20 protein-coding genes are annotated in these 26202 nt (G+C 69.3%); 6 read left to right on the forward strand and 14 right to left on the reverse strand.

Going from position 1 to position 26202, the window contains the following annotated elements:
• Nucleotides 1-112: 112 nt before the first annotated feature.
• Nucleotides 113-1540, reverse strand: coding sequence for a DUF4192 domain-containing protein (locus ACH4YL_RS19785; protein ID WP_398508662.1), 1428 nt, complete (start codon nt 1538-1540; stop codon nt 113-115).
• 110 nt (nt 1541-1650) lie between these two features.
• Between ACH4YL_RS19785 and ACH4YL_RS19790 the strand changes: the two genes are divergently transcribed.
• Nucleotides 1651-3831, forward strand: a complete 2181-nt coding sequence (locus ACH4YL_RS19790; RefSeq protein ID WP_398508663.1) for a RecQ family ATP-dependent DNA helicase — start codon at nt 1651-1653, stop codon at nt 3829-3831.
• 223 nt (nt 3832-4054) lie between these two features.
• Nucleotides 4055-4684, forward strand: coding sequence for a hypothetical protein (locus tag ACH4YL_RS19795; RefSeq protein ID WP_398508664.1), 630 nt, complete (start codon nt 4055-4057; stop codon nt 4682-4684).
• 144 nt (nt 4685-4828) lie between these two features.
• Here ACH4YL_RS19795 and ACH4YL_RS19800 read toward each other — a convergent pair whose 3' ends face one another.
• From ACH4YL_RS19800 to ACH4YL_RS19810, 3 genes are all read right to left on the reverse strand, one after another.
• Nucleotides 4829-5449, reverse strand: coding sequence for a hypothetical protein (locus ACH4YL_RS19800; RefSeq protein WP_398508665.1), 621 nt, complete (start codon nt 5447-5449; stop codon nt 4829-4831).
• 82 nt (nt 5450-5531) lie between these two features.
• Entirely contained in the window at nt 5532-6233 is a 702-nt protein-coding gene (locus ACH4YL_RS19805) for a ribonuclease HII (protein WP_398508666.1), read from the reverse strand.
• A 61-nt stretch (nt 6234-6294) separates the two neighbouring features.
• Complete coding sequence (locus tag ACH4YL_RS19810; protein WP_398508667.1) at nt 6295-6921, reverse strand: TetR/AcrR family transcriptional regulator; 627 nt, start codon at nt 6919-6921, stop codon at nt 6295-6297.
• 120 nt (nt 6922-7041) lie between these two features.
• Between ACH4YL_RS19810 and ACH4YL_RS19815 the strand changes: the two genes are divergently transcribed.
• Nucleotides 7042-8595, forward strand: coding sequence for an MFS transporter (locus tag ACH4YL_RS19815; protein WP_398508668.1), 1554 nt, complete (start codon nt 7042-7044; stop codon nt 8593-8595).
• 109 nt (nt 8596-8704) lie between these two features.
• Here the strand turns inward: ACH4YL_RS19815 and ACH4YL_RS19820 are convergent, their stop codons facing one another.
• The 4 genes from ACH4YL_RS19820 to ACH4YL_RS19835 form a co-directional block, all read right to left on the reverse strand.
• On the reverse strand, nt 8705-10408 hold the full coding sequence (locus ACH4YL_RS19820; RefSeq protein WP_398508669.1) for a DUF4153 domain-containing protein: 1704 nt from the start codon (nt 10406-10408) through the stop codon (nt 8705-8707).
• A 174-nt stretch (nt 10409-10582) separates the two neighbouring features.
• Nucleotides 10583-11482, reverse strand: a complete 900-nt coding sequence (locus ACH4YL_RS19825; protein ID WP_398508670.1) for an ADP-ribosylglycohydrolase family protein — start codon at nt 11480-11482, stop codon at nt 10583-10585.
• A gap of 12 nt (nt 11483-11494) precedes the next feature.
• Complete coding sequence (locus ACH4YL_RS19830; protein WP_398508671.1) at nt 11495-12154, reverse strand: histidine phosphatase family protein; 660 nt, start codon at nt 12152-12154, stop codon at nt 11495-11497.
• Nucleotides 12155-12260: 106 nt separating this feature from the next.
• On the reverse strand, nt 12261-12866 hold the full coding sequence (locus tag ACH4YL_RS19835) for a YdbC family protein (protein ID WP_398508672.1): 606 nt from the start codon (nt 12864-12866) through the stop codon (nt 12261-12263).
• A gap of 289 nt (nt 12867-13155) precedes the next feature.
• Here ACH4YL_RS19835 and ACH4YL_RS19840 point away from each other — a divergent pair, with 289 nt between their 5' ends.
• Nucleotides 13156-13683, forward strand: coding sequence for a TerD family protein (locus ACH4YL_RS19840; protein ID WP_398508673.1), 528 nt, complete (start codon nt 13156-13158; stop codon nt 13681-13683).
• 51 nt (nt 13684-13734) lie between these two features.
• The gene (locus ACH4YL_RS19845) at nt 13735-14442 is read left to right on the forward strand and encodes an RraA family protein (RefSeq protein ID WP_398508674.1); all 708 of its coding nucleotides are present in this window, start codon (nt 13735-13737) and stop codon (nt 14440-14442) included.
• An 83-nt stretch (nt 14443-14525) separates the two neighbouring features.
• On the opposite strand, the gene ACH4YL_RS19850 is transcribed toward ACH4YL_RS19845, so the two are convergent.
• Both ACH4YL_RS19850 and nrdR read right to left on the reverse strand, forming a co-directional pair.
• Nucleotides 14526-17408, reverse strand: coding sequence for a vitamin B12-dependent ribonucleotide reductase (locus ACH4YL_RS19850; protein ID WP_398508675.1), 2883 nt, complete (start codon nt 17406-17408; stop codon nt 14526-14528).
• A 171-nt stretch (nt 17409-17579) separates the two neighbouring features.
• A complete protein-coding gene (gene nrdR / locus ACH4YL_RS19855) occupies nt 17580-18098 on the reverse strand; it encodes a transcriptional regulator NrdR (RefSeq protein WP_398508676.1) in 519 nt (172 codons plus the stop codon).
• 520 nt (nt 18099-18618) lie between these two features.
• On the opposite strand from nrdR, the gene lexA reads away from it, so the two are divergent.
• Entirely contained in the window at nt 18619-19404 is a 786-nt protein-coding gene (gene lexA, locus ACH4YL_RS19860; protein ID WP_328395638.1) for a transcriptional repressor LexA, read from the forward strand.
• 123 nt (nt 19405-19527) lie between these two features.
• Here lexA and ACH4YL_RS19865 read toward each other — a convergent pair whose 3' ends face one another.
• Genes ACH4YL_RS19865 through ACH4YL_RS19880 form a run of 4 tightly spaced genes read right to left on the reverse strand, consistent with a single transcriptional unit; the run spans nt 19528 to nt 26181 of the window.
• Nucleotides 19528-21498 carry an ATP-dependent DNA helicase gene (locus tag ACH4YL_RS19865; protein ID WP_398508677.1) on the reverse strand — a complete coding sequence of 657 codons (1971 nt, stop codon included), beginning with the start codon at nt 21496-21498 and terminating at the stop codon, nt 19528-19530.
• A 42-nt stretch (nt 21499-21540) separates the two neighbouring features.
• Nucleotides 21541-23442, reverse strand: coding sequence for an IucA/IucC family protein (locus ACH4YL_RS19870; RefSeq protein WP_398508678.1), 1902 nt, complete (start codon nt 23440-23442; stop codon nt 21541-21543).
• Nucleotides 23443-23501: 59 nt separating this feature from the next.
• Nucleotides 23502-24245, reverse strand: a complete 744-nt coding sequence (locus ACH4YL_RS19875; protein WP_398508679.1) for a GNAT family N-acetyltransferase — start codon at nt 24243-24245, stop codon at nt 23502-23504.
• A gap of 40 nt (nt 24246-24285) precedes the next feature.
• A complete protein-coding gene (locus tag ACH4YL_RS19880) occupies nt 24286-26181 on the reverse strand; it encodes an IucA/IucC family protein (RefSeq protein ID WP_398508680.1) in 1896 nt (631 codons plus the stop codon).
• Nucleotides 26182-26202 lie beyond the last annotated feature (21 nt).

The following is a 26202-nucleotide window of genomic DNA, read 5'->3' on the forward strand; positions in this document are numbered from 1 at the left end:
GTGGTCTGCTGTGCCTTCCGTGCGCTCAGGACAGCCGCTGCGAGGGCGACGGCACGGGGCGTGCGACCCGGCCACGACGGTGAACGTCGGCGCAGGCAGCCAGGTCACGCGGTCATCGTTCGCTCCGTGCGTCGCGTTGCTCTGTGTCGCCGTTTGCTCGACCGCGGTTTCCCGCGTCGGTCGGCTTCCGGTTTCGGCTTCCGGCTGGGCTCGCCACGGCCTTTCGAGGACGGGGGCGAGCACCGGCCGAGGTCCGGGATGCCTTTTCGTTGCGGCTCCTGTTGGGGCTCGAGGGTTTCCTTCCCCGGGGCGGCCGGACCCGGCGGCCGTGCGAGCGCCGCTGGCGCTCATCGGTTTCATCGGTCTCATCGCGCTCGTCGCGCTCGTCGATGGCCCCAGCCGGGGAGGTGTCCTGCGTGGACTGCTCCTTGCGCAGACAGTTGCGCAGCGTCTCCGGATCAAGTCCCTCGTTGCAGGCCTGGTGCAACAGGCGGGCGAAGACGTACTCGGGGTCGACGCGCAGAGCGAGTCCGAGTGCCACCCGCGCGCCGGGTTCGTCACCGGTGGACCACGCGACCCAGCCTGCGAGGGTCAGCGGTGCGGCTGCGTGCTCTGCGTAGGAGCCGACGCAGCGCCGGGACAGCGCCCGCCAGAGCCGCAGTGCGCAATCCGCGTCCGGCCCTTCCATCCACTGCGCGGCCCGGTCCCTGGTGTCCCGGTCTTGGAGGCCGAGGATGATCGTTGCGGCCTCGTCATGGGTGATGAGGCGGTCGTCGGCCGCATCCGCTTCGGCCCGCGTGGTGGGCCGGGGTGTCTGCGCGATGCGCGCCATCACCTCCCGGGCGAGCGTGAGCGTCTCCCCGGCGACCTCTTCGCGCGCTGCGCCGAACAGGATCCTGGGCACGATCGCCGTACCCGCCGTGTCCAGCGCTATCTCCTGCTCTGCGGCGGACGGCGTGGTCCAGGGCTCGAGTCGCGCTTCCATCTCCCGCAGGGATCCGCGGACTTGGATGCCCGCATAGGCGGCGGCCGCTGCCATCACCGATGTTCCGGGGATAGCGAGCGCCCTTCCTTCCGGTGGGCAGCAGCGCGCGTCGGGGCAGCAGTAGGACCAGTAGCGACCGTCGGAAATGCACATCGCTTCGTAGACGGGCACCTCGAGGGTGCCGCAGGCGGTCCGCAACCCCTGTGCGAGCGGACGCAACCGCTCCATCACGCCGTGGCTGGTCTCACCTTCGGCCGGGTCCTGGCAGAGGAAGACAACGATTCCGTCAGGGCGGTACCCGCGGCGCTCACTTCCTTCGACCAGGCATTCCGCCAGTTGCTGTGCGACGGGCGACCATTCGCGCGGTGAGTGGGGAATTCCCATTCTCAGCCGCCCGCCGAAGCGTCCGCGGCTGCCGTGCAGCGCGACGAGCACGATCGAATCGGTGGGATGAAAGCCCATCATGTACGGGAGAGCATCGGCCAGTTCGGCCGGGCTGCGGAGGGTGATCTGCTGCTCGTCGGTCTGGCGGGTGGGTTCGTGGCGCTTGTTCATGGCAAGACCGTCTCGCGAAGAGTTCAGCCTCGCGACCCCTGTGGATAACGTTATCCACAGGCTCGCGTCCGCGTTCGCGCTTTGTCGGTGCGATCAGGTTGCATGGGGGCATGACCAACGCAGACCTCGTAGCTTCCGGAGACCTCAGGGCCTCGGCCGATGCCGTCCTCGCCCGCCTCGTCTCGGACACCACCGGCACGGCCCGGCTGCGCGAAGACCAGTGGCGGGCGATCGAGGCGCTCGTCGCCGACAAGCGCCGAGCGCTGGTCGTACAGCGGACCGGCTGGGGCAAGTCCGCGGTGTATTTCGTCGCGACCTCGCTGCTGCGGGAGCGCGGCAGCGGACCGACCGTGATCGTTTCGCCACTGCTTGCCCTCATGCGCAATCAGGTGGATGCGGCGGCGCGCGCCGGCATTCGCGCCCGCACCATCAACTCCTCCAATACCGAGGAGTGGGACACGGTCCAGGCCGAGGTGGCCTCCGGCGAGGTGGATGTGCTGCTGGTCAGTCCTGAGCGCCTGAACAATCCGGACTTCCGTGACCAGGTCCTGCCCAAGCTGGCCGCTGCCACCGGTCTGCTCGTGGTGGACGAGGCCCACTGCATCTCTGACTGGGGCCATGACTTCCGCCCCGACTACCGCCGGCTCCGGACGATGCTGGCGGACCTTCCGGCAGGTGTCCCGGTGCTGGCCACCACCGCGACGGCCAATGCTCGGGTGACCGCGGATGTCGCCGAGCAGCTGGGGACGGGGGCGGGCACGGATGCCCTCGTCCTGCGCGGCCCGCTGGACCGGGAGAGCCTCAGCCTCGGGGTGCTCCAGCTGCCGGATGCGGCCACTCGGCTGGCCTGGCTGGCCGATCATCTCGGCGAGCTGCCGGGCTCCGGCATCATCTACACCCTCACGGTCGCGGCGGCCGAGGAGGTCACCGCGTATCTGCGCCAGTGCGGGCACACGGTGGCTTCGTACACCGGCCGCACGGAGAACGCGGACAGGCAGCAGGCGGAGGAGGATCTGCTAGCCAACCGCGTCAAGGCCCTGGTCGCCACCTCCGCTCTGGGTATGGGCTTCGACAAGCCCGACCTCGGATTTGTCGTCCATCTCGGCTCTCCATCCTCACCCATCGCCTACTACCAGCAGGTGGGCCGGGCCGGCCGCGGTGTGGAGCATGCGGAGGTGCTGCTGTTGCCTGGCCGGGAGGACGAGGCGATCTGGCAGTACTTCGCCTCGGTGGCGTTCCCGCCCGAGGAACTGGTGCGGCGCACGCTGGACGTCCTGGCACAGGCGGACCGGCCGCTGTCGCTGCCCGCGCTGGAGCCATTGGTCGAGCTGCGGCGTACTCGCCTGGAGACGATGCTCAAGGTCCTCGATGTGGATGGCGCGGTGCGCAGGGTCAAGGGTGGTTGGACCGCCACCGGGCAGCCCTGGTCGTACGACTCCGACCGGTACGCCTGGGTGGCTCGGCAGCGGGAGACCGAGCAGCAGGCCATGCGGGACTACGCGCGGTCGACGAACTGCCGGATGGAGTTCCTGCGGCGGCAGCTGGACGACGAGGAGGCGGCGCCGTGCGGGCGCTGTGACAACTGCTCGGGCAGCCGGTTCAGCGACAAGGTCTCCGACGCGGCTCTGGACGCCGCACGCGGGGAGCTGAGCAGGCCGGGCGTGGAAGTCGAGCCGCGCAAGATGTGGCCGACCGGACTGCCCGCGGTGGGCGTGAACCTCAAGGGTCGCATCTCCGAAGGAGAGCAGTCCTTCACGGGCCGGGCGCTCGGCAGGCTCTCCGACATCGGCTGGGGCAACCGGCTGCGTCCGATGCTGGCGCCGCAGTCACCCGACGGGCCGGTCCCGGACGATGTGGTGAACGCCGTCGTCACCGTGCTGGCCGACTGGGCCAAGGGTCCCGGTGGATGGTCCTCCGGCACGCCGGATGCACCTGCCAGGCCGGTGGGTGTCGTCACCGTCGCCTCGCGCAGCAGGCCTCAACTGGTCGGTTCGCTCGGCGGCCGGATCGCCGAGGTGGGCCGGATGCCCCTCCTCGGCTCGGTCGAGTACACACCCGAAGCGTGGGACTCGCCGATCTCGCGCACCAACAGCGCCCAGCGGGTGCGGGGCCTGCATGAAGCGCTCACCGTGCCGGACCGGCTGGCCGAGGCGCTGGCCTCGGCCGATGGTCCTGTACTACTGGTGGACGATCTTTCGGACAGCGGCTGGACTCTCGCGGTGGCGGCGCGGCTGCTGCGCAAGTCCGGGGCGAAGGGAGTGTTTCCGCTGGTCCTGGCCGTCCAGACGTGAAAGAAAGGGTCATCGGGGCGCCTGCTGGGCAGGGATATGAGCGTCATACCCGCCGATTCCCGCCGCCGACGTCAAATTGCTCGTTGCCGCATGCCCCGGCGCCAGCAAGAATTGGAGCGCTCCCCCGCACGGTCCGTTCGCGGTCCGGAAGGGCCGTGCCGCGGTGCGCCCAGCACCCACCCGCCCCTGCCCGCTCTGTGGGCGCGTATGCGAAGGGAGGACCGTGACCTTCGGATTCGCTTCGTCCGCAGCCACTTCGATCACCGCCTCGGCGAACGCTGCCAGCAACCTCGCCAGGTTGCTCGAGCCCGCCGAGTGGGCAGCAGCCGGAATCCCGCTGCTGCGCAACCCCCGAGACGTGGTCAGCGGACTGCACTCCCGGCACCTGCCGACGCCGGCGACGGCGGTCGTCGCCGTTCTCGACCATGAGGAACGGCTCGCCGCCAGCGCGTCGTTCGCCCGCCGCGCCGCCCCTGTGGACGGCTGGGAGTTCCGGAACGTGCTGCTGGCCCACCTGCGCCGGGTGATCCCGCACGATCTGCGGCGCCGCACGCCGGCGCGCACGGCCGTGCTGCTCTACTGCCGCGACGGGGACGAGCGGTGGACGGAGGAGGACGGTGCCTGGATGTGGGGGCTGCGGGACGCGTGCACTCTGCACGGGCTGCGCTGCGGTGCGTACATCACGCTGACCCGCGGCGGCTGGCAGGTGCTGGGCGAGGGCCGCGGCGGCCGGCGGCCCAACTCGACCTCGTCACCGGACGACCTCGCCAATGGCACCGCGGTCGCGGAACCGCTGGCCCTGCGCACGGCCGGCGGCGCGGCGGAAGCGCTCCGCCGCACGGCGGCCCGCTGAGCGCCCCGAGCGCTTCAGCCCGCCGCCTCTGCGTCCTCGGGTTTTGGCGCGCAGAGGCCCGCAGAAGGTGCCACCTCCGGCTGCCTGTCGGAGAGGCAGCCGGATCCGCTACCGGACCGTGTGGTCCGTGTAAGGCCGTACGGCTCAGACGCCCGCGCCGAGGACGTTGTTGATCCGCTTGGGGTCGCCGCACACGATCAGCAGCGCCGTCGCCTTCTCCATGGCGGCGGGCAGTGCACGGGCGGCGTCGTCGTCGGTGCCTCCGTTGACCGCTACGACGACCACGGGACGGGCAGAGGCCCGGCCCGCCGCGGAGGCGTCCGCATAGAAGACGTCGTCGCGGGCGTCGTGCTGGGCCCAGTAGGCGGGCTCGCCGAAGGACAGTTCGTGCGCGGCCCACGGGTGCTGTTCACCGGTGGTCAGCACCAGGACGTCGCCCGGTGCACGGCCTGTGTCGAGCAGCAGGTCGACCGCTTCGCCGGCGGCGTCGAGCGCACCGTCCACCGGAGCGGGGATCAGCTGGATCTGCGGCTGGGAACGGTTCTCGGGCCGGGATGCCTGGGGCTGCCCGGCGGAGGTGTGCGTACGTTGCGTGGGCGGGGCGGGCCTGGCGGAACCGGGGCCCGGGTGGCCGGGACGCGGCGAGGCCATGGAACGCGGACCGGGTACGGGACGAGGGGTCGGCGCGGTACCGGCTGCGGCCGGAGTGGCGCGGGGACCCTGGGCACTCTCGTGAATCTGAGGCTCCTCGGGAATGAGAGGCATGGGTGGATGTCTATCAAATGCCGGTTCGAACGGCATAGGCGGGTGGGCACATAAGTGCGACTGCCCTGTTGGCAGGGCCGGTTCAGAATTCGAAGCCGAGCTGGCCCCCACTCTCAAGTTCTGCCGCCTCCGCGGAGAGACGAACCTTCTTGAGGTGCCGCCATCGGGGCAGCGCGTCGAGATAGGCCCACGAGAGCCGGTGATACGGCGTGGGGCCCAGGGCTTCGAGGGCGGCCTTGTGGACGGGCGAGGGGTATCCGGCGTTGGCGGAGAAGCCGAAATCGGCGAACTCCCCGGGCAGTTCCGCCATCATCGCGTCCCGGCGCACCTTGGCGAGCACCGAGGCGGCAGCGACCGCGACACAGGACTGGTCCCCCTTGATGACCGTACGAACGCGCCAGGGGTCACCGAGGTAGTCGTGCTTGCCGTCGAGGATGACCGCATCGGGTCGCACCGGCAGCGCATCGAGGGCGCGGCAGGCGGCGAGGCGTAGCGCCGCGGTCATCCCGAGGGCGTCGATCTCCTCCGGCGAGGCGTGTCCCAGAGCGTGCGAGGTGACCCACCGCTCCAGTTCCACGGCCAGTTCGGCACGGCGCTTCGGGCTGATCAGCTTGGAGTCGGTGAGCCCTTCGGGCGGTCTGCGCAGTCCGGTGACCGCCGCGCACACCGTGACCGGACCGGCCCACGCCCCGCGTCCGACCTCGTCGACTCCAGCGATGGTCTTGGCGCCGGTGGTGGCTCGAATCGAGCGCTCGACTGTGTGTGTAGGTGGTTCGTACGGCATGGCGCCAGCAAGCCTACGCCGCCGGACCCCACGCACAACAACCGGATTCCGATGGCCGCGCTCAGCCCTTGCGGGGACGGAGCAATGGCACCATCACCTGATCGATCATCTCGGCGATGTCCTCGTCGGCCCATTCGCTGCCGCACACCTTCGAGCGGTACATCATCAGGCCCGGAATCACATCGAAGACGAGTTCGCTGGTGATGTCGGGACGGACGTCGCCACGTCCGACGCCGCGGCTCATCACATCCCGGAAGAGCTGTGTGGACGGATCGATGACGCCGCGCACGATCACGGCATGGAACCGCTCGGCGGCGGCCGTGTCGCATTCGTAAAGGACGGAACGGAGCGCGAAGCCGGACCTTGAGAACATCGCGTCGCGCACCCGGCGGCAGAGTTGGAAGAGGTCCTCACGGATGCTGCCGTGGTCGGCGGCCTCGTCCAGCCTGGGCAGTCCCGCCTCCAGTGCGTCGGCGACGAGATCCTCCTTCGACGGCCATCGGCGGTAGACGGCGGCCTTCCCGGTCTGCGCCCCGGCGGCGACGCCTTCCATGGTGAGCCCGCTCCAGCCGACGGTACTCAGCTGCTCCAGTGCGGCCTCAAGGATCGCGCGTTCCAGCACTGGCCCTCGACGGCGCAGCGAGACCGGGGATGTCTCAGCGGCGGCCGTCAAGCGCGAATTGGCCATCATCTTCTCTCCGTTGGGGACACGAGCACAGTGAACGCTTGCGTTCACTGAGGGGGATTCTCTACGGTTGACGAGACAGTGAACGGCTACGTTCACTAAAACACTTGTGGGGGACTCATCGTGACAACCTCTCAGCTATCGGCTCCGAGCAAACCAGGGGCGGCCCGCAGGCAGGGCCGCCCAGGGATTGCCCTCACCGTCATTGCCGCCCTGCAGCTCATGGTGGTCCTCGACACGACGATTGTGAATATCGCTCTCCCGCACATTCAGGGAGCCCTTGAGTTCAGCACAACCCAGCTCTCCTGGGTGGTCAACGCCTACACCCTGACGTTTGGCGGACTCCTGCTGCTGGGCGGCAGGGCAGGTGACATCCTCGGTCGCCGCAGGGTGTTCGTCTTCGGCGTGCTGCTCTTCACCTTCGCCTCGCTGCTGTGCGGCATCGCCCAGGAGCCGTGGCAGATGCTGGCGGCCCGCGCGCTCCAGGGCATAGGCGGCGCCATAGCCTCGCCCACCGCGCTCGCCCTGATCACCACCACCTTCAGCGAAGGGCCCGAGCGCAACCGGGCGTTCGGCATTTTCGCGGCGGTCTCGGCCAGTGGCGCGGCCATCGGCCTCCTCGCCGGCGGCATGCTCACCGAGTGGCTGGACTGGCGCTGGGTGTTCTACGTCAACCTGCCGATCGGCATTCTGATTGCCGTCCTCGCGCCGGTGTTCATCAACGAGTCCGAGCGGCACACCGGCCAGTTCGACATCGCCGGCGCGTTGACTTCGACCGCGGGTATGGCGTCCCTGGTCTACGGGTTCATCCGGGCATCCGAGGACGGGTGGAGCGACGGTCTGACCCTCGCTGCGTTCGGCGCGGCGGTCGTTCTGCTCACGGCGTTCATCCTGACCGAGCGCAAGGCGCGGGAACCGATCACTCCGCTGCGGATGTTCGCCGACCGCAACCGCTCGGGCACGTACGTGATCATGATGAGCCTCGCCGCGGCGATGTTCGGCATGTTCTTCTTCATCGTGCTGTTCGTGCAGAACGTACTGGGCTACACCCCCATAGACGCCGGCCTCGCCTTCCTGCCGGTCACGGTGATGATCGTCACCGCGGCAGGCATCTCCTCCAAGCTCCTGCCGGTGCTCGGCCCCAAGCCGTTCCTGACGGCCGGTGCGGTGTTCACCGGCGGAGGCATGGCGTGGCTGACCGCGCTCGATCCCAGCAGCTCGTATCTCGGCGGGGTACTCGGACCGATGCTGCTCTTCGGGTTCGGCATGGGTCTGGTCTTCGTGACAGCGACACTGACGGCGGTCTCGGGCGTCTCTCAGCACGAGTCGGGCGCGGCCTCCAGTCTGCTCAACGCGACGCAGATGGTGGGTGGTTCCCTGGGACTGTCGATTCTCGTGACCGTCTTCAGCACCGCGAGCCGCAACGAGGCCGAGCGGCAGCTGCCGTCCTTCCTCGCAGAATCCACCCCCGCGCAGAAGGCCGTATTCGAGAAGACGCACGAACTGCCTCCGCCGTGGGGGCACCAGGTCCTCGCCGAAGGCATCGCGACTTCGTTCTGGGCGGGCGTGGGCCTGGTCGCGCTCGCCGTGGTCACGGCTGTGTTCGTCCTCCGGGTGCGCAAGAGCGACCTGGAGGCACTCAGCGGGACGACGGGCCCCGGAGGCCACGCCGCATAGCGGCGACGCGCAGAACGGGGGTACGGGCCGTACTTGGGGGTGCGGCCCGTACCCCTTTCCGTCGCTCCGAGGCGGTGGTTCAGTCGCTCAGCGCCCGTACGTCCGGCACTCAGACGCCGTACGGATCGATCTCGCCCTCCTCCTCGAACCCGGCGTCCGGGTCGTACCGATCGACCTCCCCGCCCGGCCCCCGCAGCTCGACGCAGGCATAGCGATAGGCGTCGACTTCCCGCTTTGCCAAGATCTCCCGCGCCCGCGACTCGCCCCAACTCGTCGCGTACCAGGGCGGGTCCTCGTCCATGAGGTCCCGGGCTATGCCCTCCAGCGCACAGGAGCGCAGCGGCTCGGGCAGTCGGTCCAGAGCCGGCACCGCATCGGCCGACAGCTCCTGGAAGTAGTCGATGTCGATCTTCCCGGTCTTCTGATAGCGCTCGACGTTGCGATCGGCGACCATTCCGTCCGGCGAGAGCAGGCCGAAGGCGAGGACGGCGGCCGCGCCGCTCGCCGCGACGGCGCGCGGCAGCCACTTCACCCCGAAAACCCCGGCCGCCATGATCAGCACGATCACCAGACCGAGCCAGATCTCCATCGCGGCCACGGAGATCCGCAGCCGGGTCAGCCCGTACGCGTCGACGTACAGATCGAGTCGCCGCAGCGCCGAGACCACGACCACCAGGGTGAGCAGGCACAAGGTGCCGAGGACGGCGCGGACCAGGGTGCGGTCGCCGGCGGCTCCGCGCGGTGCCCAGCGCAGGGCGAGCGCGATCACCAGCAGGGTGAGCAGCGTCGCCCACAGCAACTGCCAGAAGCCCTGCCTGGCGTACTCGGCGTACGTCAGCCCGGTCTCGTCCAGCACCTTGTCGTAGCCACCGAAGAGCACGGCGAGCTGAACCGCGATGAACGCCGCGAAGAGCAGATCGAGCACGGCGAGCGGCAGCGCCCACTCCCAGCGGGAGCGCGCCCGGCCTGGCCGGACCGTGATCCGGTCCCAGCGCACCGGGGCAGCCGCCGTGCGTGCGGCGGCGAGCGCCCCCACCAGGCCAAGTACGAACAGGAAAGTGCGCAACGGCCCGTCTGCCACGGAGACATCCGGGATCAGCCCGCCGAGGAGATCGGCGAAGGCCGCGTCCGCCCCCGCGAAGAGCGCGCCGAAGACAACCAGCAGGACGGCGGCCACCGCGGTCGTACGCACCACCGGACCCCAGCGGCCCTGCGAGCCGCCCGCCCGCTCGCGCAGGCCTCGCCATCCCCAGGTCACGCCCGACGCGACCGAGTCCAGCAGGCCGAGCGAGCCGAGAAGTACGCCCGGCCAGGTGCGGCCGCCGTGCAACGCCAGTGAACCGGCGGCCAGAGCACCGACAACGGCCAGGAAGGTGGGCCAGCCCGCGTCCCGGAGGGCCGGCACGACCAGCAGCGCCAGCCCGCCGACCGCCCACACGAGCGTCCACGGCCGAAGGCGGCGGCCCGCTTCGCGAGCGGCGAAGTATGCGCCGAGCACGGCGGGCACGGCCACGATCAGCAGGTTCACGCCGAGCCCGTCGCCCAGCAGAAGCGCGCTGAGCAAGGCTGTGGCCAGGGCGGACCACAGTGTGGCCGCCTGCACGGCGGCAGGCGGGTGCGGACGTATTCGAGCAAGCCAGGAGTTCGGCTCGTTCTTGGGCTGCCACGGCCGGGCCGGCGACTGCCACGGGTCGGTCGTTGCCCGCGACCGCTGCGGGGCCTGGTCCTGCTCATCGGCCGGATCCGGCTCGGAAGCCGGTGACTGCGTGGACCGTACGTCTGACACGGGATCCCCCTCCCGACCGGATCGCACCTGCCGACAGCACAGGTCGCACGAACCGGCCTTAGCCGCGCACAATCGCGATGACCAGCGCGTCGTTGCGTGACGGACAGGCTAGTCGCGGGCCACCGCGACGACGACGCAGTGGCCCGGACGAAGCCGGACCGTGACCATGGGCCGTGCGCCGCGACGGCGTCCCTCAGCAGGTCAGGTCGGGCACCAGTCCGGGAGGTCCTCTGTCCGCTGGAGCCAGTCCGCCGGCGGCTGTCCGGCCTTGCCCGCGGCGACCACTCCGCAGGCGATGGCGCATGTCGTGTCCACATCGCCGCCCACCTGCGCGGTCGTCCAGAACGTTCGCTCGAAGTCGCCGAGCGAACGGGCGGCCGACCAGAGTGCGAACGGCACCGTGTCGTGCGCGCTCGTGCGTCTGCCGCTGCCGAGAACTGCGGCGACCGTCCCGGCGTCGCCGTAGTCCAGCATGTCCCGGGCCCGCCGGAGCCCGGCGCCCACCGCACTGCGCGGTACGAGCGCGATGACTCCGTCCAGCAGATCCGCGGGCGAGGGCGGGCCTGCCGGATCGGCCGCGAGCGCTGCCGCGGCCGCCACGGCCATGGCTCCGACGACGGCCTCGCGGTGCTGGTGTGTGGTGTAGGAGGAGATTTCGGCCTGGTGCGTGGCCTGCTCCGGATCGTCGGCGTACCAGGCGCCGAGCGGCGCGATCCGCATCGCAGATCCATTACCCCACGAGCCCTGACCGTTGAAAAGGGCCGCGGCGAGTTCTCGCCAGTCGCCGCCCTCGCGGATGAGCCGGAGCATGCGGTTGACGGCGGGGCCGTAGCCGCGGTCGAAGTCGTGGTGGTCGGCGAAGGAGCGGGCCAGCTCGTCCTGGTCCACCCGGCCGTGTTCGGCGAGCACGGCCAGCACGGAGCAGGCCATCTCTGTGTCGTCGGTCCACTGCCAGATTCCGGGCGGCAGCTCGCGCCGCTTCAGCAGGGGGTAGTTCGAAGGAACGAAGAACTGGGAGCCCAGGGCGTCTCCCACGGACAGGCCGCGCAGGCTGTCCAGGGCGCGTTCAAAGCGCCGGTCGCGAGTGGAGTCAGCGGTCATCTTCCTGCCACTCTATCCGGTGACGCCGTACGGCTCAGGAGTACGCCAGCGCTCGAACGGCCGGTCAAGGGTGTAGCGGCCGTCCTCGCCCAGCTGCAGTATCCGTGTCTCGGCGTTGCCCGGATTCGAGAGCGACTCGAACTCCGCGACCGACCAGTGGAACCAGCGCATGCAGAACAGCCGCATGGTCAGTCCGTGCGTGATGATGAGGACGTTCGGCGGATGGTCTGGGGCCTCGAAGCTGCGGTAGAGGCTTTCCAGGAACGCCCCGACCCGGTCGTACACATCCGCTCCGGACTCTCCCTGGGCGAGGCGGTAGAAGAAGTGCCCGTAGGAGTCGCGGTACGCCTTCTGCAGGCGCACGTCCTCCCGGTCCTGCCAGTTCCCCCAGTCCTGCTCCCGCAGGCGCGGCTCCTCGCGCACGCGCACCAAGGAGGGGTCGAGAGCGAACGCGCGGAAGGTCTCATGGGTGCGGCGGTAGGGCGATACATAGACGCTGACCGGCTCGCTTCCGAACAGCTCACGCAGCTGGAGGCCCGTCTCCTCGGCCTGGGCCCACCCCTTGGTGGTCATCCGCAGCGCATGGTCGGGCTCGCGTTCGTACACCGTGTCATCGACGTTCCCCTCCGACTCGCCGTGCCGGACAAGGACGATGCGTCGCGGTCGTGCCATGCCTCGACCCTAGTTCGGGCCGGCTCCGGCCGAGCAGTCGGCCCGAGTCCATCCGGCGTATCGGGCCGGGCACGGCGGCTGCGGGGCCGTACGCGGGGAAGGCCGGTCAGACCGTCCAGGACGGTTCGAGCTGCACGACGTCTCCGCTCAGGGCCGCGACGTCCGCCTCGGTCTGCGCGCGGAGCAGCAGCCGTTCCACCCGCTCTCTGCGGTACTTCCCGTGCTCGGCGTCCGACTGCCACATGGACATGACCAGGAACTCGCTGCCCGGCGCCTCGCCGAACAGGCCGCGCACCATCCCCGGCGACCCGGCCATGGCCGGGTTCCACACCTTCTCCTGCATCAGCGCATAGTGCTCGACCCGGTCCGCACGGACCTTGCAGTGCGCCACCCGCACCACGTCGGCGCCCGTGAAGCGCGGCTCGAAACCCGTCTTCACATCGAAGCGGTAGTCGAACAGCTTGACCTGGCTGTCCTTGAACGTCCCCGACTGCCCGGCCGCCAGTCTGTCGTGCGAGCGCGCCATGAACGAGTCGTAGAACGCCCGGCTCTCCCAGAACGTAAAGACATGGGCGACATGAGGCCGCCCCTTGCTCCATCCACCGCCCTGTCCCCGAAAACCCGGCTCACCCAGCAGCCCCGCCCACTTCCGCTGCCCCCGCTCGAACCCTCGACGGTCCACCACGGTGCAGCGAATCCACTTGACCAGCACCGCGCCATCGTACGGCCCGTGGCGTGGCGCGGGTCACTCTCCGGCGGAGTGCACTCGTACCAGCTCAGCGGAATCCTCGGCGTCCAGTTCGATCCCGAACACATCAGCGAGAATCTTCGCCAACTCCGGTACCAGAACGGTCCGTTCCGAAGCCGAGCCGTCCGGACTCGCCATCGGCAGACAGCCGCGCACAGGACTGCGGCGTACAGAGCGCCTCGCCGCGGCCCGCGCTGAGCGGCTACGGTCAACTGGTGCAGATCTGCAGGCAGTTACGGGGAAGGGACAACTGGTGAGCAGTCTCAACAAGGGGGTCCGCAGGGCCGAGGTGACCCTCAAGTGGGATCCGAGCCCGCTGGGCGAGTCGCCCCACGATCTCGACATCGTCGCCGCGACGTACCGGGCGGACGACCTCTACGGCAAGGCGGCGTACGTCGTCCACTTCGACAGCCGTTCACCCGACGGCACGATCACGCTCGTCAGAGAGAGCAAGACCGGCCAGGGCTTCGGCAACGACGAGGTCATGACGCTGGAGTTCGACCGGCTGGCAGCCGCGTACGGCCGTGTCGTCATCGGCGTTGTCATTCAGCAGCGGGACGGACAGCGGGTGTTCGGTGACATAGCGAGCCCGCTCGTCAGGGTGATGGAGGCGCACACCGAGCTGTGCAAGAACGACTTCGCCGACGTCTCAGGGGCCAGCGCCGCCGTTGTCGGCGAGTTCACCCGCGGCGAGGCGGGCGACTGGCAGTTCCAGGCGCTCCTGCACGGATTCGAGACCGACCCGCAGTCCTTCATCGCGCTGATGGGCAACCGTCGGTGAGCGAATGCTCTGGAACGAGGCGACGGTGGGCAGGGTGAGAGGAAACCCCGCATGGATCAGCAAGACCTGAAGCGGCGCTTTGCGACGCTGACCACTGCTCATCTCGCGGACGCGTGCATTCGCGCCCAGCTCCCGGTGCGCTGCGCGCCGGCTCCCATGCAGGCCGTGGAAGCCGGCAGCCGAGTGGCCGGCCGGGTGTCTCCGGCCCGGCATGTCGGCAGCGTCGACGTCTTCCTGGAGGCATTCGAAGGGGCCGGCCCCGGCGATGTGCTGGTGGTCGACAATCGCGGACGACTCGACGAAGCCTGCGTCGGTGACCTTGTGGTTCTCGAGGCTCAGGCCGCCGGGCTGGACGGAATCGTCATCTGGGGCCTGCATCGCGACACGGCCGACATCACAGCGATCGGCCTGCCGGTCTTCAGCCTGGGAGCGATCTCGACCGGGCCGCTGAGCCTCGACGTCCAGCCCAAGGATGCCTTGGAGTCCGCGACCGTGGGCGACTGGACGGTGAGCCGCGAGGACATGGTCCTGGGCGACGAGGACGGCGTGCTCTTTGTGCCTGCCGCCCGCGCCGAGGAGCTGTTCACGCTCGCGGAGACGATCCGCGACACCGAACGCGCCCAGGCCGACCGGATCCGTTCAGGTGTCTCCCTGCGCATCCAGGTGCAGTTCGGCGCCTATCTCGCGCGGCGCAGACAGACGCCTTCGCTGACCTTTCGCCAACATCTGCGAGCAGTCGGCGGAGCCATCGAGGAATAGCCCGAGACGCAACAGGCACAAACGCGGCGGAGGGCGCCGACCACAGGCCGGCGCCCTCCCTCCATCAGTCCGTCAGCGGCAGCTCAGCTGCAGCCACTGGTCGAGCCGCAGCCCTCGCAGATGTAGCAGGAGCCGGCTCGCTGCATCTTCGTGCCGCACGAGAAGCACAGCGGCGCGTCAGCGCTGATGCCCAGCTGCATCTCGACGAGCTCGGCTGAGGTGTGCGCCTGCTTGGGGGCCGGGACCGCCGTCATCGGAGTCTCGACCGCCTTCAGCTCCTGGTGGCGCGGGGCCGACTGGGCCAGGCCCTCGACGTCCATCTCCTCGTCCGTCGGCTCGTACGAACCGGTCTCCAGGTGCCGCTGGCGTTCCTCCGCGGAGTGGATGCCGAGCGCCGAGCGGGTCTCGAAGGGCAGGAAGTCCAGCGCCAGGCGGCGGAAGATGTAGTCGACGATCGACTGAGCCATCCGCACATCCGGGTCGTCCGTCATGCCGGCCGGCTCGAAGCGCATGTTGGTGAACTTCGAGACGTACGTCTCCAGGGGCACGCCGTACTGGAGGCCGACCGAGACGGCGATGGAGAAGGCGTCCATCATGCCCGCGAGCGTCGAGCCCTGCTTGGACATCTTCAGGAAGACCTCGCCGAGACCGTCGTCCGGGTAGGAGTTGGCGGTCATGTAGCCCTCGGCCCCACCGACCGTGAAGGAGGTGGTGATGCCCGGACGGCCCTTCGGCAGACGCTTGCGGACCGGCCGGTACTCGACGACCTTCTCCACCGCGGCCCGGATCGTCTCCTCGGCCTTCTCGGTGATCTCGGTCTTCGCCTTGTCCTTGGTCTTGGCGGAGAGGGGCTGGCCGACCTTGCAGTTGTCGCGGTAGATCGCGAGCGCCTTGACGCCCATCTTCCACGCCTCGAAGTAGATCTCCTCGACCTCTTCGACGGTCGCCGACTCCGGCATGTTGACCGTCTTGGAGAGCGCGCCGGAGATCCACGGCTGGATCGCGGCCATCATGCGGACGTGGCCCATCGCGGAGATGGAGCGCTCGCCCATGGCGCAGTCGAAGACCTCGTAGTGCTCGGGCTTGAGGCCCGGCGCGTCGACCACATTCCCGTTCTCGGCGATGTGGGCGACGACCGCCTCGATCTGCTCCGGCTGGTAGCCGAGGCGGCGCAGCGCCTGCGGGACCGTGCCGTTGACGATCTGCATCGAGCCGCCGCCGACCAGCTTCTTGAACTTGACCAGCGCGAGGTCGGGCTCAAGGCCGGTGGTGTCGCAGGACATCGCGAGACCGATGGTGCCGGTCGGGGCGATGACGGACGCCTGCGCGTTGCGGAAGCCGTTCTTCTCGCCGAGGCGGATCACGTCCTGCCAGGCCTCCGTGGCGGCGGCCCAGATCGGAGAGTCCAGGTCGTCCATGCGGACGGCCACACCGTTGGCGTCGGCGTGCTGCTTCATGACGCGCTTGTGGGGCGCGGCGTTGCGGGCGTAGCCGTCGTACGGGCCGACGACCGCCGCCAGCTCGGCGGAGCGCTTGTACGACGTGCCCGTCATCAGCGAGGTGATGGAACCGGCGAGCGCGCGGCCGCCGTCCGAGTCGTACGCGTGCCCCGTCGCCATCAGCAGCGCGCCGAGGTTGGCGTAGCCGATGCCGAGCTGCCGGAAGGCGCGGGTGTTCTCGCCGATCTTCTGGGTCGGGAAGTCGGCGAAGCAGATGGAGATGTCCATCGCGGTGATGACCAGCTCGACGACCTTGGCGAAGCGCTCGACCTCGAACGACTGGTGGCCCTCGCCGTCGTCCTTGAGGAACTTCATCAGGTTCAGCGAGGCCAGGTTGCACGAGGTGTTGTCCAGGTGCATGTACTCGCTGCACGGGTTCGAGCCGTTGATCCGGCCCGACTCGGGGCAGGTGTGCCAGTGGTTGATGGTGTCGTCGTACTGGATGCCGGGGTCGGCACAGGCCCACGCGGCCTCGGCCATCTTGCGGAAGAGAGCCTTGGCGTCGACCTCTTCGATGACGTCGCCGGTCATGCGGGCACGCAGGCCGAACTTCGAGCCGGACTCGACGGCCTTCATGAACTCGTCGTTCACCCGGACCGAGTTGTTGGCGTTCTGGTACTGGACGGACGTGATGTCGTCGCCGCCCAGGTCCATGTCGAAGCCCGCGTCACGCAGGGCGCGGATCTTCTCCTCTTCCTTCACCTTGGTCTCGATGAAGCCCTCGATGTCGGGGTGGTCGACGTCGAGGATGACCATCTTGGCGGCGCGGCGCGTCGCGCCACCCGACTTGATCGTTCCTGCGGACGCGTCGGCGCCGCGCATGAAGGAGACCGGACCGGAGGCATTGCCGCCGGAGGAGAGCAGCTCCTTTGAGGAGCGGATCCGGGAGAGGTTCAGGCCGGCGCCGGAGCCGCCCTTGAAGATCATGCCCTCTTCCTTGTACCAGTCGAGGATCGACTCCATGGAGTCGTCGACGGACAGGATGAAGCAGGCGGAGACCTGCTGCGGCTGGGGCGTGCCGACGTTGAACCACACCGGCGAGTTGAAGCTGAAGATCTGGTGCAGGAGGGCGTACGCCAGCTCGTGCTCGAAGATCTCGGCGTCGGCGGGCGAGGCGAAGTAGTTGTAGTCCTCGCCGGCCTTCCGATAGGTCTTCACGATCCGGTCGATCAGCTGCTTGAGGCTGGTCTCGCGCTGCGGGGTACCTACAGCCCCGCGGAAGTACTTACTGGTGACGATGTTGACCGCGTTCACCGACCAGAAGTCGGGGAACTCCACGCCGCGCTGCTCGAAGTTGACCGAGCCGTCGCGCCAGTTGGTCATGACGACGTCACGGCGCTCCCAGACCACCTCGTCGTACGGATGCACGCCGGGAGTGGAGTGGATTCGCTCGATGCGCAGACCCTTGCTCGCCTTGGATCCCTTGGTTCGGGACCCTCGTGCCGGGCCGCTCGTCGTCTCTGTCATGCCGCCTCCCATATACGGGCAAAAACGCCCTGAAGTGCCCAGATCTTCCCGTGGCACAGTCTTTGTCTGATGCCGCGGACGCACGCAGCGCCCGTGACAGGTCTTTGTTGCCGCACCGCTGTCGATCGGCGGCGCCGATCGGGCGGACCCCAGCTGCTCTGCCGGGGCCGGTCAGTCGGCGGCGGTGGCGGTGGCGGGCACGGTGACCTCGAGGGTCTCGCCGGGCCCGCGTTCTCCTGCGGGAGGCCGTTGCACGCGGAGCTCCGCGATGGCGGCCTCGAAGTCTTCGAGCGAGTCGAACGCCCGGTACACGGATGCGAAGCGCAGGTAGGCGACCAGGTCGAGTTCCTGCAGGGGGCCGAGTATGGCCAGACCCACGTCGTGGGTGGTCAGCTCGGCGCTTCCCGTGGCGCGCACCGCTTCCTCGACCCGCTGGCCGAGCTGGGCGAGAGCGTCCTCGGTGACCGGCCGCCCCTGGCACGCCTTGCGGACGCCGGAGATGACCTTGGTACGGCTGAAGGGCTCGGTGACACCGCTGCGCTTGATCACCATCAGCGAGGCGGTTTCCACCGTCGTGAACCGGCGGGAGCAGTCGGGACACTGCCGACGGCGCCGGATCGACGTTCCGTCGTCGGTGGTGCGACTGTCGACGACGCGGCTGTCGGGGTGCCTGCAGAAGGGGCAGTGCATGGTTCCCAACCCTCCTTCACAGCACGACTGAATAGCCTCGGCGGGCCGGTCGAACGCCCCCCGAAGCAGCCCCAAGCATAGGCGATCGCCGTGGTCTTGGAGCACCAGGGACCACAACTTCTGGGCGGCTGACACAATCCAACCACTAGATCTGGTGTCTGGTCGCGTTTTTCGCCCAGCCGCGCGTGTCGCGCCGCGGGCGCAGATCGCAGCAGGCGTACGAGTGGTGACACCGCGACACCAGGAGGGCCGGGACCGGCCACGAGGGTACGGGAATCGCGCGGTTCCCCCGATTCCGGCCCGCCGGATGCAAGACTGGAAGCACCCCGCCGATCACACCTCGGCGGCGATGGTTACCGTAATGGCCCGAATTGCCGTACGGCGCGCTCGTTCGCACATACACCCAGCCGCATGACCGCGTCAGGCAATCTGCGATTTTTCACTCGAACGTGTGTTTGGCGCAACCTTTCGAAACCAACTACCGTTGACCAGCCAGGGAGACCACTCGAGAGGGGCCGACGTGACCACCACCGCAGACAGTGCCACCATCACTGCCCAGGACCGCTCCCAGAACCGATTCGAGCCGGTGCATGCCATGAATGACGCAGCAACGACCCCTGAGGGGCCCAAGCCCACGCGTTCGCTGCCCGGCCGACCTCCAGGTATCCGGGCGGACAGCTCCGGGCTCACGGATCGGCAGCGGCGCGTCATCGAGGTGATCCGTGACTCCGTGCAGCGTCGGGGATACCCGCCGTCGATGCGGGAGATCGGCCAGGCCGTGGGGCTGTCCAGCACCTCCTCCGTCGCCCATCAGCTGATGGCGCTGGAGCGCAAGGGTTTCCTGCGCCGTGACCCGCACAGGCCCCGGGCGTACGAGGTGCGCGGTTCTGACCAGCCCAGCAGCCAGCCGACCGACACGACGGGCAAGCCCGCCGCGTCCTACGTACCGCTGGTCGGCCGCATCGCGGCCGGCGGCCCGATCCTCGCCGAGGAGTCGGTCGAGGATGTCTTCCCGCTCCCCCGGCAGCTGGTCGGCGACGGCGAGCTGTTCGTGCTGAAGGTCGTCGGTGACTCGATGATCGAGGCGGCGATCTGCGACGGCGACTGGGTGACGGTGCGCCGCCAGCCCGTCGCGGAGAACGGCGACATCGTGGCCGCGATGCTGGACGGCGAGGCAACCGTCAAGCGGTTCAAGCGGGAGAGCGGGCATGTATGGCTGCTGCCGCACAATGCCGCGTACCAGCCCATTCCCGGCGATGAGGCGACCATCCTCGGCAAGGTGGTCGCGGTGCTGCGGCGGGTCTGACAGACGCGCCGGCTCTGACCGGGCCCCGGGACCCACTGCGCCGGTCCCGGGGCCCTGCCGTATCGGCAGAGCGTCCGGCCACTGCTTCGCGGTCCCGGTTGCCATCGTCGGCGGGAACAGCCGCTACCTGCCGTCCGCCTTGGCGACGGCATCGATCGCGGCCAGCGAGCGCCGCACCTGGTTGCGGTCCGTGGTGTACCAGAAGTCGGGCAGTGAGGCGCGCAGGTAGCTGCCGTACCGGGCATTGGCCAGCCGGGGATCCAGTACGGCAACCACACCGCGGTCGCCCGTGGCCCGTACGAGGCGGCCCGCCCCCTGAGCCATCAGCAGCGCTGCATGCGTCGCGGCCACGGCCATGAAGCCATTGCCGCCGGCCTCCTCCACCGCCTTCTGGCGGGCGCTCATCAGCGGATCGTCGGGGCGCGGGAACGGAATCCGGTCCATCACCACCAGCTGGCAGCTGGCACCGGGCACATCGACGCCCTGCCACAGCGAGAGCGTGCCGAACAGACAGGTCTCCGGGTCGGCGGAGAAGGATTTGATCAGCTCGCCGAGGGTCTCCTCGCCCTGCAGGAGCACCGGCTTCTCGAGCCTGCCGCGCATCTCCTCGGCCGCCGCCTGGGCGGCCCGCATGGAGGAGAACAGTCCGAGCGTGCGGCCGCCGGCCGCCTCCACCAGCTCGGCGAGCTCGTCCATCATGTCGCCGCGCGACCCTTCACGACCGGGCGTCGCAAGATGGCGGGCGACATAGAGGATGCCCTGCTTCGGATAGTCGAAGGGCGAGCCGACGTCGAGGCCCTTCCACTTCGGGACGTCCTCGCCATCGGTGCCCTCGGGGGCCAGTCCGAGGGACGCGCCGACGCCGTTGAAGTCACCACCGAGCTTGAGCGTGGCGGACGTCAGAACCACGGAGCGATCGGCGAACAGCTTCTCGCGCAGCAGCCCCGAGACGGAGAGCGGCGCCACCCGGAGCGAAGCGCCGAAACGGTCATGGCGCTCGTACCAGACCACGTCCCATTCGGAGCCTTGAGTGATGCGTTCCGCGACGTCATGGACGTTCTCGACGGCGGCCAGCGCCTGCTTCCGTACGGCGTCCTCGTCCTGGACGGATTTGTCCCGGGTGGAGCCGAGCGCCGAGATGACCGTGCGCGACGCGTCGCGCAGCGACATCAGGGCGTATCCGAGATCCTCCGGGATCTCCTCCAGCCGTCCCGGGAGAGCCAGCTCCATCAGCCTCTCGAACGTCTCGGCCGCGGTCTGAAGCGCGTCCGCCGCCTTCTCGTTGACCAGCTTGGCCGATCGGCGCACGGCGCGATTGACCTGCCCCGGAGTGAGCTCACCGGTGGCGACGCCGGTGACCCGGGAGACCAGCTCATGCGCCTCGTCGATGATCAGGACCTCGTGCTGCGGAAGCACGGGCGCGCCCTCGATGGCGTCGATGGCCAGCAGCGCGTGATTGGTGACGACGACATCCGAGAGCTTGGCCCGCTCTCTGGCCATCTCGGCGAAGCACTCCGCGCCGTATGCGCACTTGCTGGCGCCGAGGCATTCGCGGGACGAGACGGAGATCTGGGCCCAGGCGCGGTCGGAGACGCCGGGCGTCAGGTCGTCACGGTCCCCGGTCTCCGTCTCGTCGGCCCAGTCGCGCATGCGCAGCAGATCCTGACCGAGCTTGCTGGTCGGCGCCGCGGCCTCGAACGGATTGAAGAGACCCTCTTCCTCTTCCTGCGGCACGCCTTCGTGCAGCCGGTGCAGACAGAGGTAGTTGGACCGCCCCTTGAGCATGGCGAAATCGGGCCGTCGGCGCAGCAGCGGGTGGAGCGCGTCGACCGTGCGCGGAAGGTCGCGCTCGACCAGCTGGCGCTGGAGGGCCAGGGTGGCGGTGGCGATGACGACCCGATCCCCGTGCGCGAGCGCGGGCACCAGATAGGCCAGGGACTTTCCCGTGCCCGTGCCTGCCTGGACGAGCAGATGCGATCCGTCGTCGACGGATTCGGCGACAGCTTCGGCCATGGCTACCTGACCAGGCCTTTCCACACCACCGACGGCGGTGACGGCGGCGTGGAGGAGTTCGGGAAGGGATGGCTTCGTCATAGGCCGACAACCCTACGTGGCGCCACTGACAATCCGCTCCGATCACGCCAGAGGGTTGGGGACGGTGCCGTGGACCGCTGCATGCGGACGCTCCGGACGGTCCCGGTAGCCGTCGAGATGGAGCCGGTTGCGGTTGAGGCACAGCCGCTCGATACGGGGCGCGAACAGGTCGAACATCTCAAAGCGGTCTTTCTGCTCGGGAAAGCGGGCCTGGTACCGCAGAATTTCGGCCCGTACCAACGACCAGAAATCGGCCTCCGGCACATCCAGCTGCTCCTCGCACAGCGGCGCGAGAAAGCGGAATACGCCGACGAAAAGCCCGGAGTGGATGAACTGGGTCAGGAACGACGGCTCCTCCGTGAGCAGCACGTCCCGGACGTCGGCCGGCATGGATTCGTGCTCGGGAAGCGGCTGCGCGCTGACATTGACGTCGTCCACGAAATCCTTGATCGCGAGGCGTACGGGCACGTCCTGGTCGTCGTAGACGACGATGGCGTTCTCGCCGTGCGGGGAGAACACCGTGCCGTAGCGGTGGAGGAAGTGCAGCAGCGGCGGCAGCAGCGCGGCGAACAGGCGCCGCAGCCAGACGGTCGGAGCCAGACCGGAGCGGCTGACCAGCTCGGCGGTGAAGGCGCGGCCCTGCGGGTCGACATGGAGCAGCGAGGCAAGAGTGCGGGCTCGCTCGCCGAGCCCGAGCCGGGGCTCCAGCGGTTCGCGCCAGATCGCGCCCAGGAGCTCCTTGTACTGGTACGGAACCTCGGGGAGGCGGTCGTACAGCGGGTGCTCGACGGTGACGGAGGCAACTTCTCCGAGGAGGATCACTCCGCATTCGTCGCGCAGAAACGGGTCCGCGTCGCGCAGCCCGTGCACCCAGGAGGTGACGGCGGGCGCGGCCAGCGTGCGTTCGGTGGGCAGGCCGCGCCAGACCAGGGTGTTGAGGACGGAGAGCGGCAGTTTGACGGTGTGGCGGTCGGCGCGGTCCACGTTGACGAAGGTGCGGATGGACTGCTGCGGCAGCCGCAGGTCTCCGTCGGTGGGCAGTGGCACGATGTCGCCGCGGGCGACAGCGGGCGCGAAGAGCGGCAGCAGGATCTCGTCCCACTGCCAGGGGTGTACGGGGAGAAAGAGGTACGCGGCAGGGTCGAGGCCTTTGGCTCGCAGCGTGGCTGCGAAGAACTCCCTGACGGGCTGGTCCAGTTCACGGGAGTACAGATCTTCGGAGCGGGACAGCGCAGGTACTCCCCGGTAGACGGCCATCGCCGAACTGACCGCGATCCAGGGCAGTGTGGCGGGTCGGCGGCTCTCGGGCGCCCACTCGGCGGTGTCACTGGCGGAGAAGCCGATGCGGCCCTTGTTCAGTACGAGCCAGGGGTGGCCGGTCTGGTAGCCCTCGATTTCGGAGTAGCCGAGGTCGGCGAGCCGTGCCGCGCTTAATGCGGTGTGTTCGAGTCCGGTGTCGGAAACGAGGGTGACGGTCAGCTCGCGCAGGAGATGACCGAGGGTGGCTCCGTCAAGGTCGAGGAGCCGGCGGGCGCGGGCGAGGAAGTCGAGCGGGTCCGTGTAGCGCCGTCCGTCGCGTTCGATGGAGTCCGGATCGACGCGCCAGCTTCCGTAGGCCCCGCGGCGGGCCCGGAACGACAGAGCGGCAGAGTCGTCGAGCGTGAGGGTGTAGCGGCGGCGGGCGATGCGGGGAGCCGCGTCCGCGGCGGTGTCGGAAGTCGTGTCGGGGAGCGGTTCCTCCGTCGTGTCGGGGAGCGGTTCCTCGTCATCGCCCTCGTCCCCTTCCTGGGCCGGCTCGATGATCCCTTCGTACGCGAACTCGCCCAGCATCTTGGCGAGGAGGCGGCCCGCGGCCAGGTCCCATGCCCGTGAGTTCAGCCCGGGCGGGGTGAACGGGGCGTCGTGCGGCTGCTCGGAGTCGTGGACGGCAGGGGGCTTCGGCACGGGGACTCCTCGAGTGGAACCGATGCGGGGCGAGCGGTGTAAGTAAGGCAGCGGGTCGTTCACAGCAGGTTGCGAAGCGCGCGGTCGCGGACCATGAGAGCTGCTCGTTTGTCGGGGAGGTCGACTTCCGCGGAGAAGCGGAAGCCGGCGCTCAGAAATGCGGAGACGGAAGGGGTGTTGCGCAGGTCGGGTTCCGCGATCACGCGTGCGCAGCGGGGACGGTGGTCGAGTACGAGCTCGGCGGCGGCCCTGAGGAGGGTTGAGCCGACGCCGCGGCCGCGGTCGGCGACGCCGCCGATGAGGAGGTGAATGCCGGTGTCATGAGGACGAGCCGGATAGTGGCGAGCGAGGGGATCGAGATCGGCGCGGTAGATCTCGAAGTAGCTCATGGGGACACCATCGAGGACGCCGAGACAGGGGAGGCTGCGTCCGTCGCCGTCGAGTTGGGTGCGCAGATGTGCGGTGGTGACGGAGTCGGGTCCCGCCAGTTCCCAGAAGGCGGCCACGGCTGGGTCGTTCATCCAGCGGGTGATCAGCGCCAGATCGCGTTCGATGCGTACGGGGACGAGGTGGAAAGAGCCGTCGGGGGTGGTGACGGGCCCCCATTCAGCCAGGTTGTCGAGGAGATCGCCGGCGGTCGAGTCGTCCGCCTGCTCGGGGGCGCCGACGGGCTCGGGCTCGCCCTTGCGGAACAGCGCAAGGAGCTCGCCGGTGAGCCGCAGGTCGAGTGTGTCCTCGACACCGCCGGTGAGCTGGGGATTCGGACCGGCTCCGGTGTCGGTGCTCGCATCGGTGGGAGGCACGGTGGCGCTCTCCTCTCGCAGGTCGGTCGGTTGTGTTCCTTCAGGGACGGAGGGGGTTGGTGATGGTGACGTAGACGGACTGGGTGTCGACGGGGCCGACGAGTTCGTCGAGGCCGCGCAGGCGCGTGAGCAGGTTTGCCTTCGAGCGCAGCGTCGGGGCTTCGAGGAGCTGCGCGGGCAGCGGCGAGCCGAGGTCGGCGACGGCCGCGAGGAACTGCCGGAAGGCGGCGATGAGTACGCGTTCGTCGGCCAGGCGTTGCGCGCCGAAGGCTCCGATCAGGCCGAGGACGTTGTTGATGCCGAGGTAGTAGGCGAAGCGCTCGTCGGTGACGTCGTCGGCGACGAAGGTGTCGCTGTTCGAGCCGATGCCGGGGAGGCGGCGGGAGAGTTCGGCGCGGTGTGACTCGCGGAAGTAGTAGCCCTGGTTGTCGCGGTAGCGGCCACCGGTCGGCCAGCCGTCGTGGTCGAGGATCACCAGGGTGTTCTGCTGGTGGGCTTCGAGAGCGATGCCCGCATGCGCGTCCAGCCACAGCACGGGACGTACGACATGGTCGAGATAGCGCAGGAACCACTCGGCGGCGACGGCTCCGGTGGGTCGGCCGGTGCGGGCGGCGAGCCGGCTCACGATGTCGGCCAGGCGGGAGTGCATTTCGGTCCGGCCGGGCCAGGGCCGGGGTGCGGTCAGTCCGGCGATGCATACGGCGTCGTCGCCGTAGCCGAACGGATTGTGGCGCAGCATGACGTCGAGCCCCGGCACCGGTTCGCCGTCGGCGGTGTCGACGGCGAGCCAGGCGGGGTCGCGCACGATGTCGAAGCCCGGGTGGGCGGCCTGCCACTGCTTGGCCAGGCCGGTGCGGAGCAGCCGGTGGACCTCCACGCCGCGGTGGAGTTCTTTGCGGAGGTTCTCACGACGGGAGTTGGTGATGCGTACGCCGAGAGAGAGCTTGAGCATGGCCGGGGCGCCCGGGCGGTGCACGGTGCGGACTGAGGAGGTCGGATGCCATGGGTCGCCGTGCGGACCGAGGTCGTGGAGAAGGCCGGACTCGAGGAGAGCGGCGACGGCGGGGCGGTGCCGCAGTTCGCGGGCCTGCCAGGGGTGAAGGGGCAGAGCAACGGTGTGGTCCGGGAGTTGGAGGTCCCCGGAGAGCCGGGCCGTGAGCTGTTCGGCGGGGAGGGTGCGGCCCTGTTCGGTCCAGGCCGAGTCGGTGGCCAGGACGGACCGGTCAACGGCCATCCAGTGCAGCGGGAAGGAGCCGTGCAACTCCGGTGAGTAGAGCCGGTTTTCGGCCTCGGAGAGCCCCTCGCGGCTCTTGGGCGTCGGGTGCATCGGGTGGCCGAGCAGCAGGGATTGCTCGGCAGTGAGAAAGAGGTCCGCCCCGGGCACGCAGGCGGGGCGGGCACGACGGTCGGTGAGGAAGTCGGCGGTGCGTCGTACGGAGTCTGCGACCCGGCCGACGAGGTCGGCTCCTTCGCTCTGGCCTGCTTCGCGGCCGAGCAGGGCCGCCACGGTGACCGCGTCGACCGTGGGTGCGTCGCCCAGGCCCTCCTCGATGGTGGGTGGGCCGAAGCGGTGCCATCCGGTGGGTGACCAGTACCGGACCGTGACGAGGAGCGTGGTGCCGCTGGCGTGGAGCGGGATGCGCAGGGTGTGGCCCTCGGGCTGATCGAGGTCGTTCTCCCGCACCCAGCAGCGCAGCAGATTCTCGGTGGCCGCAGCGTCCGCGGCGACATACGGGTCCGGATGGTCGAGGAGGTCGGCGGCTCGGGTGGCCGGCGGGCCCGCTGCGGGTGTGCGTTCGCCGTGGCTGGCTGTCTGCTGGCGCGGGACTGTCGGTGCCTCGACGGAGAGCGGGCCGCGCAGCCCTGGCTGTCCCCGGTGCTGGGCGGTTGGGCGGCCGTCGGCCTCGGGTGCATCCGGTGCGGGGATGTGGTTCACGGAGGTCTTCCTTGCGTTGGT

This window comes from Streptomyces sp. NPDC020681, assembly GCF_044334895.1.
Lineage (GTDB): Bacteria > Actinomycetota > Actinomycetes > Streptomycetales > Streptomycetaceae > Streptomyces.

Coding starts and splice junctions, on each gene's coding strand:
- ACH4YL_RS19785 (WP_398508662.1), bottom strand. CDS start 1,540: ATGAACAAGCGCCACGAACCCACCCGCCAGACCGACGAGCAGCAGATC.
- ACH4YL_RS19790 (WP_398508663.1), top strand. CDS start 1,651: ATGACCAACGCAGACCTCGTAGCTTCCGGAGACCTCAGGGCCTCGGCC.
- ACH4YL_RS19800 (WP_398508665.1), bottom strand. CDS start 5,449: ATGCCTCTCATTCCCGAGGAGCCTCAGATTCACGAGAGTGCCCAGGGT.
- ACH4YL_RS19805 (WP_398508666.1), bottom strand. CDS start 6,233: ATGCCGTACGAACCACCTACACACACAGTCGAGCGCTCGATTCGAGCC.
- ACH4YL_RS19810 (WP_398508667.1), bottom strand. CDS start 6,921: ATGGCCAATTCGCGCTTGACGGCCGCCGCTGAGACATCCCCGGTCTCG.
- ACH4YL_RS19825 (WP_398508670.1), bottom strand. CDS start 11,482: ATGACCGCTGACTCCACTCGCGACCGGCGCTTTGAACGCGCCCTGGAC.
- ACH4YL_RS19830 (WP_398508671.1), bottom strand. CDS start 12,154: ATGGCACGACCGCGACGCATCGTCCTTGTCCGGCACGGCGAGTCGGAG.
- ACH4YL_RS19845 (WP_398508674.1), top strand. CDS start 13,735: ATGGATCAGCAAGACCTGAAGCGGCGCTTTGCGACGCTGACCACTGCT.
- ACH4YL_RS19850 (WP_398508675.1), bottom strand. CDS start 17,408: ATGACAGAGACGACGAGCGGCCCGGCACGAGGGTCCCGAACCAAGGGA.
- nrdR (WP_398508676.1), bottom strand. CDS start 18,098: ATGCACTGCCCCTTCTGCAGGCACCCCGACAGCCGCGTCGTCGACAGT.
- ACH4YL_RS19865 (WP_398508677.1), bottom strand. CDS start 21,498: ATGACGAAGCCATCCCTTCCCGAACTCCTCCACGCCGCCGTCACCGCC.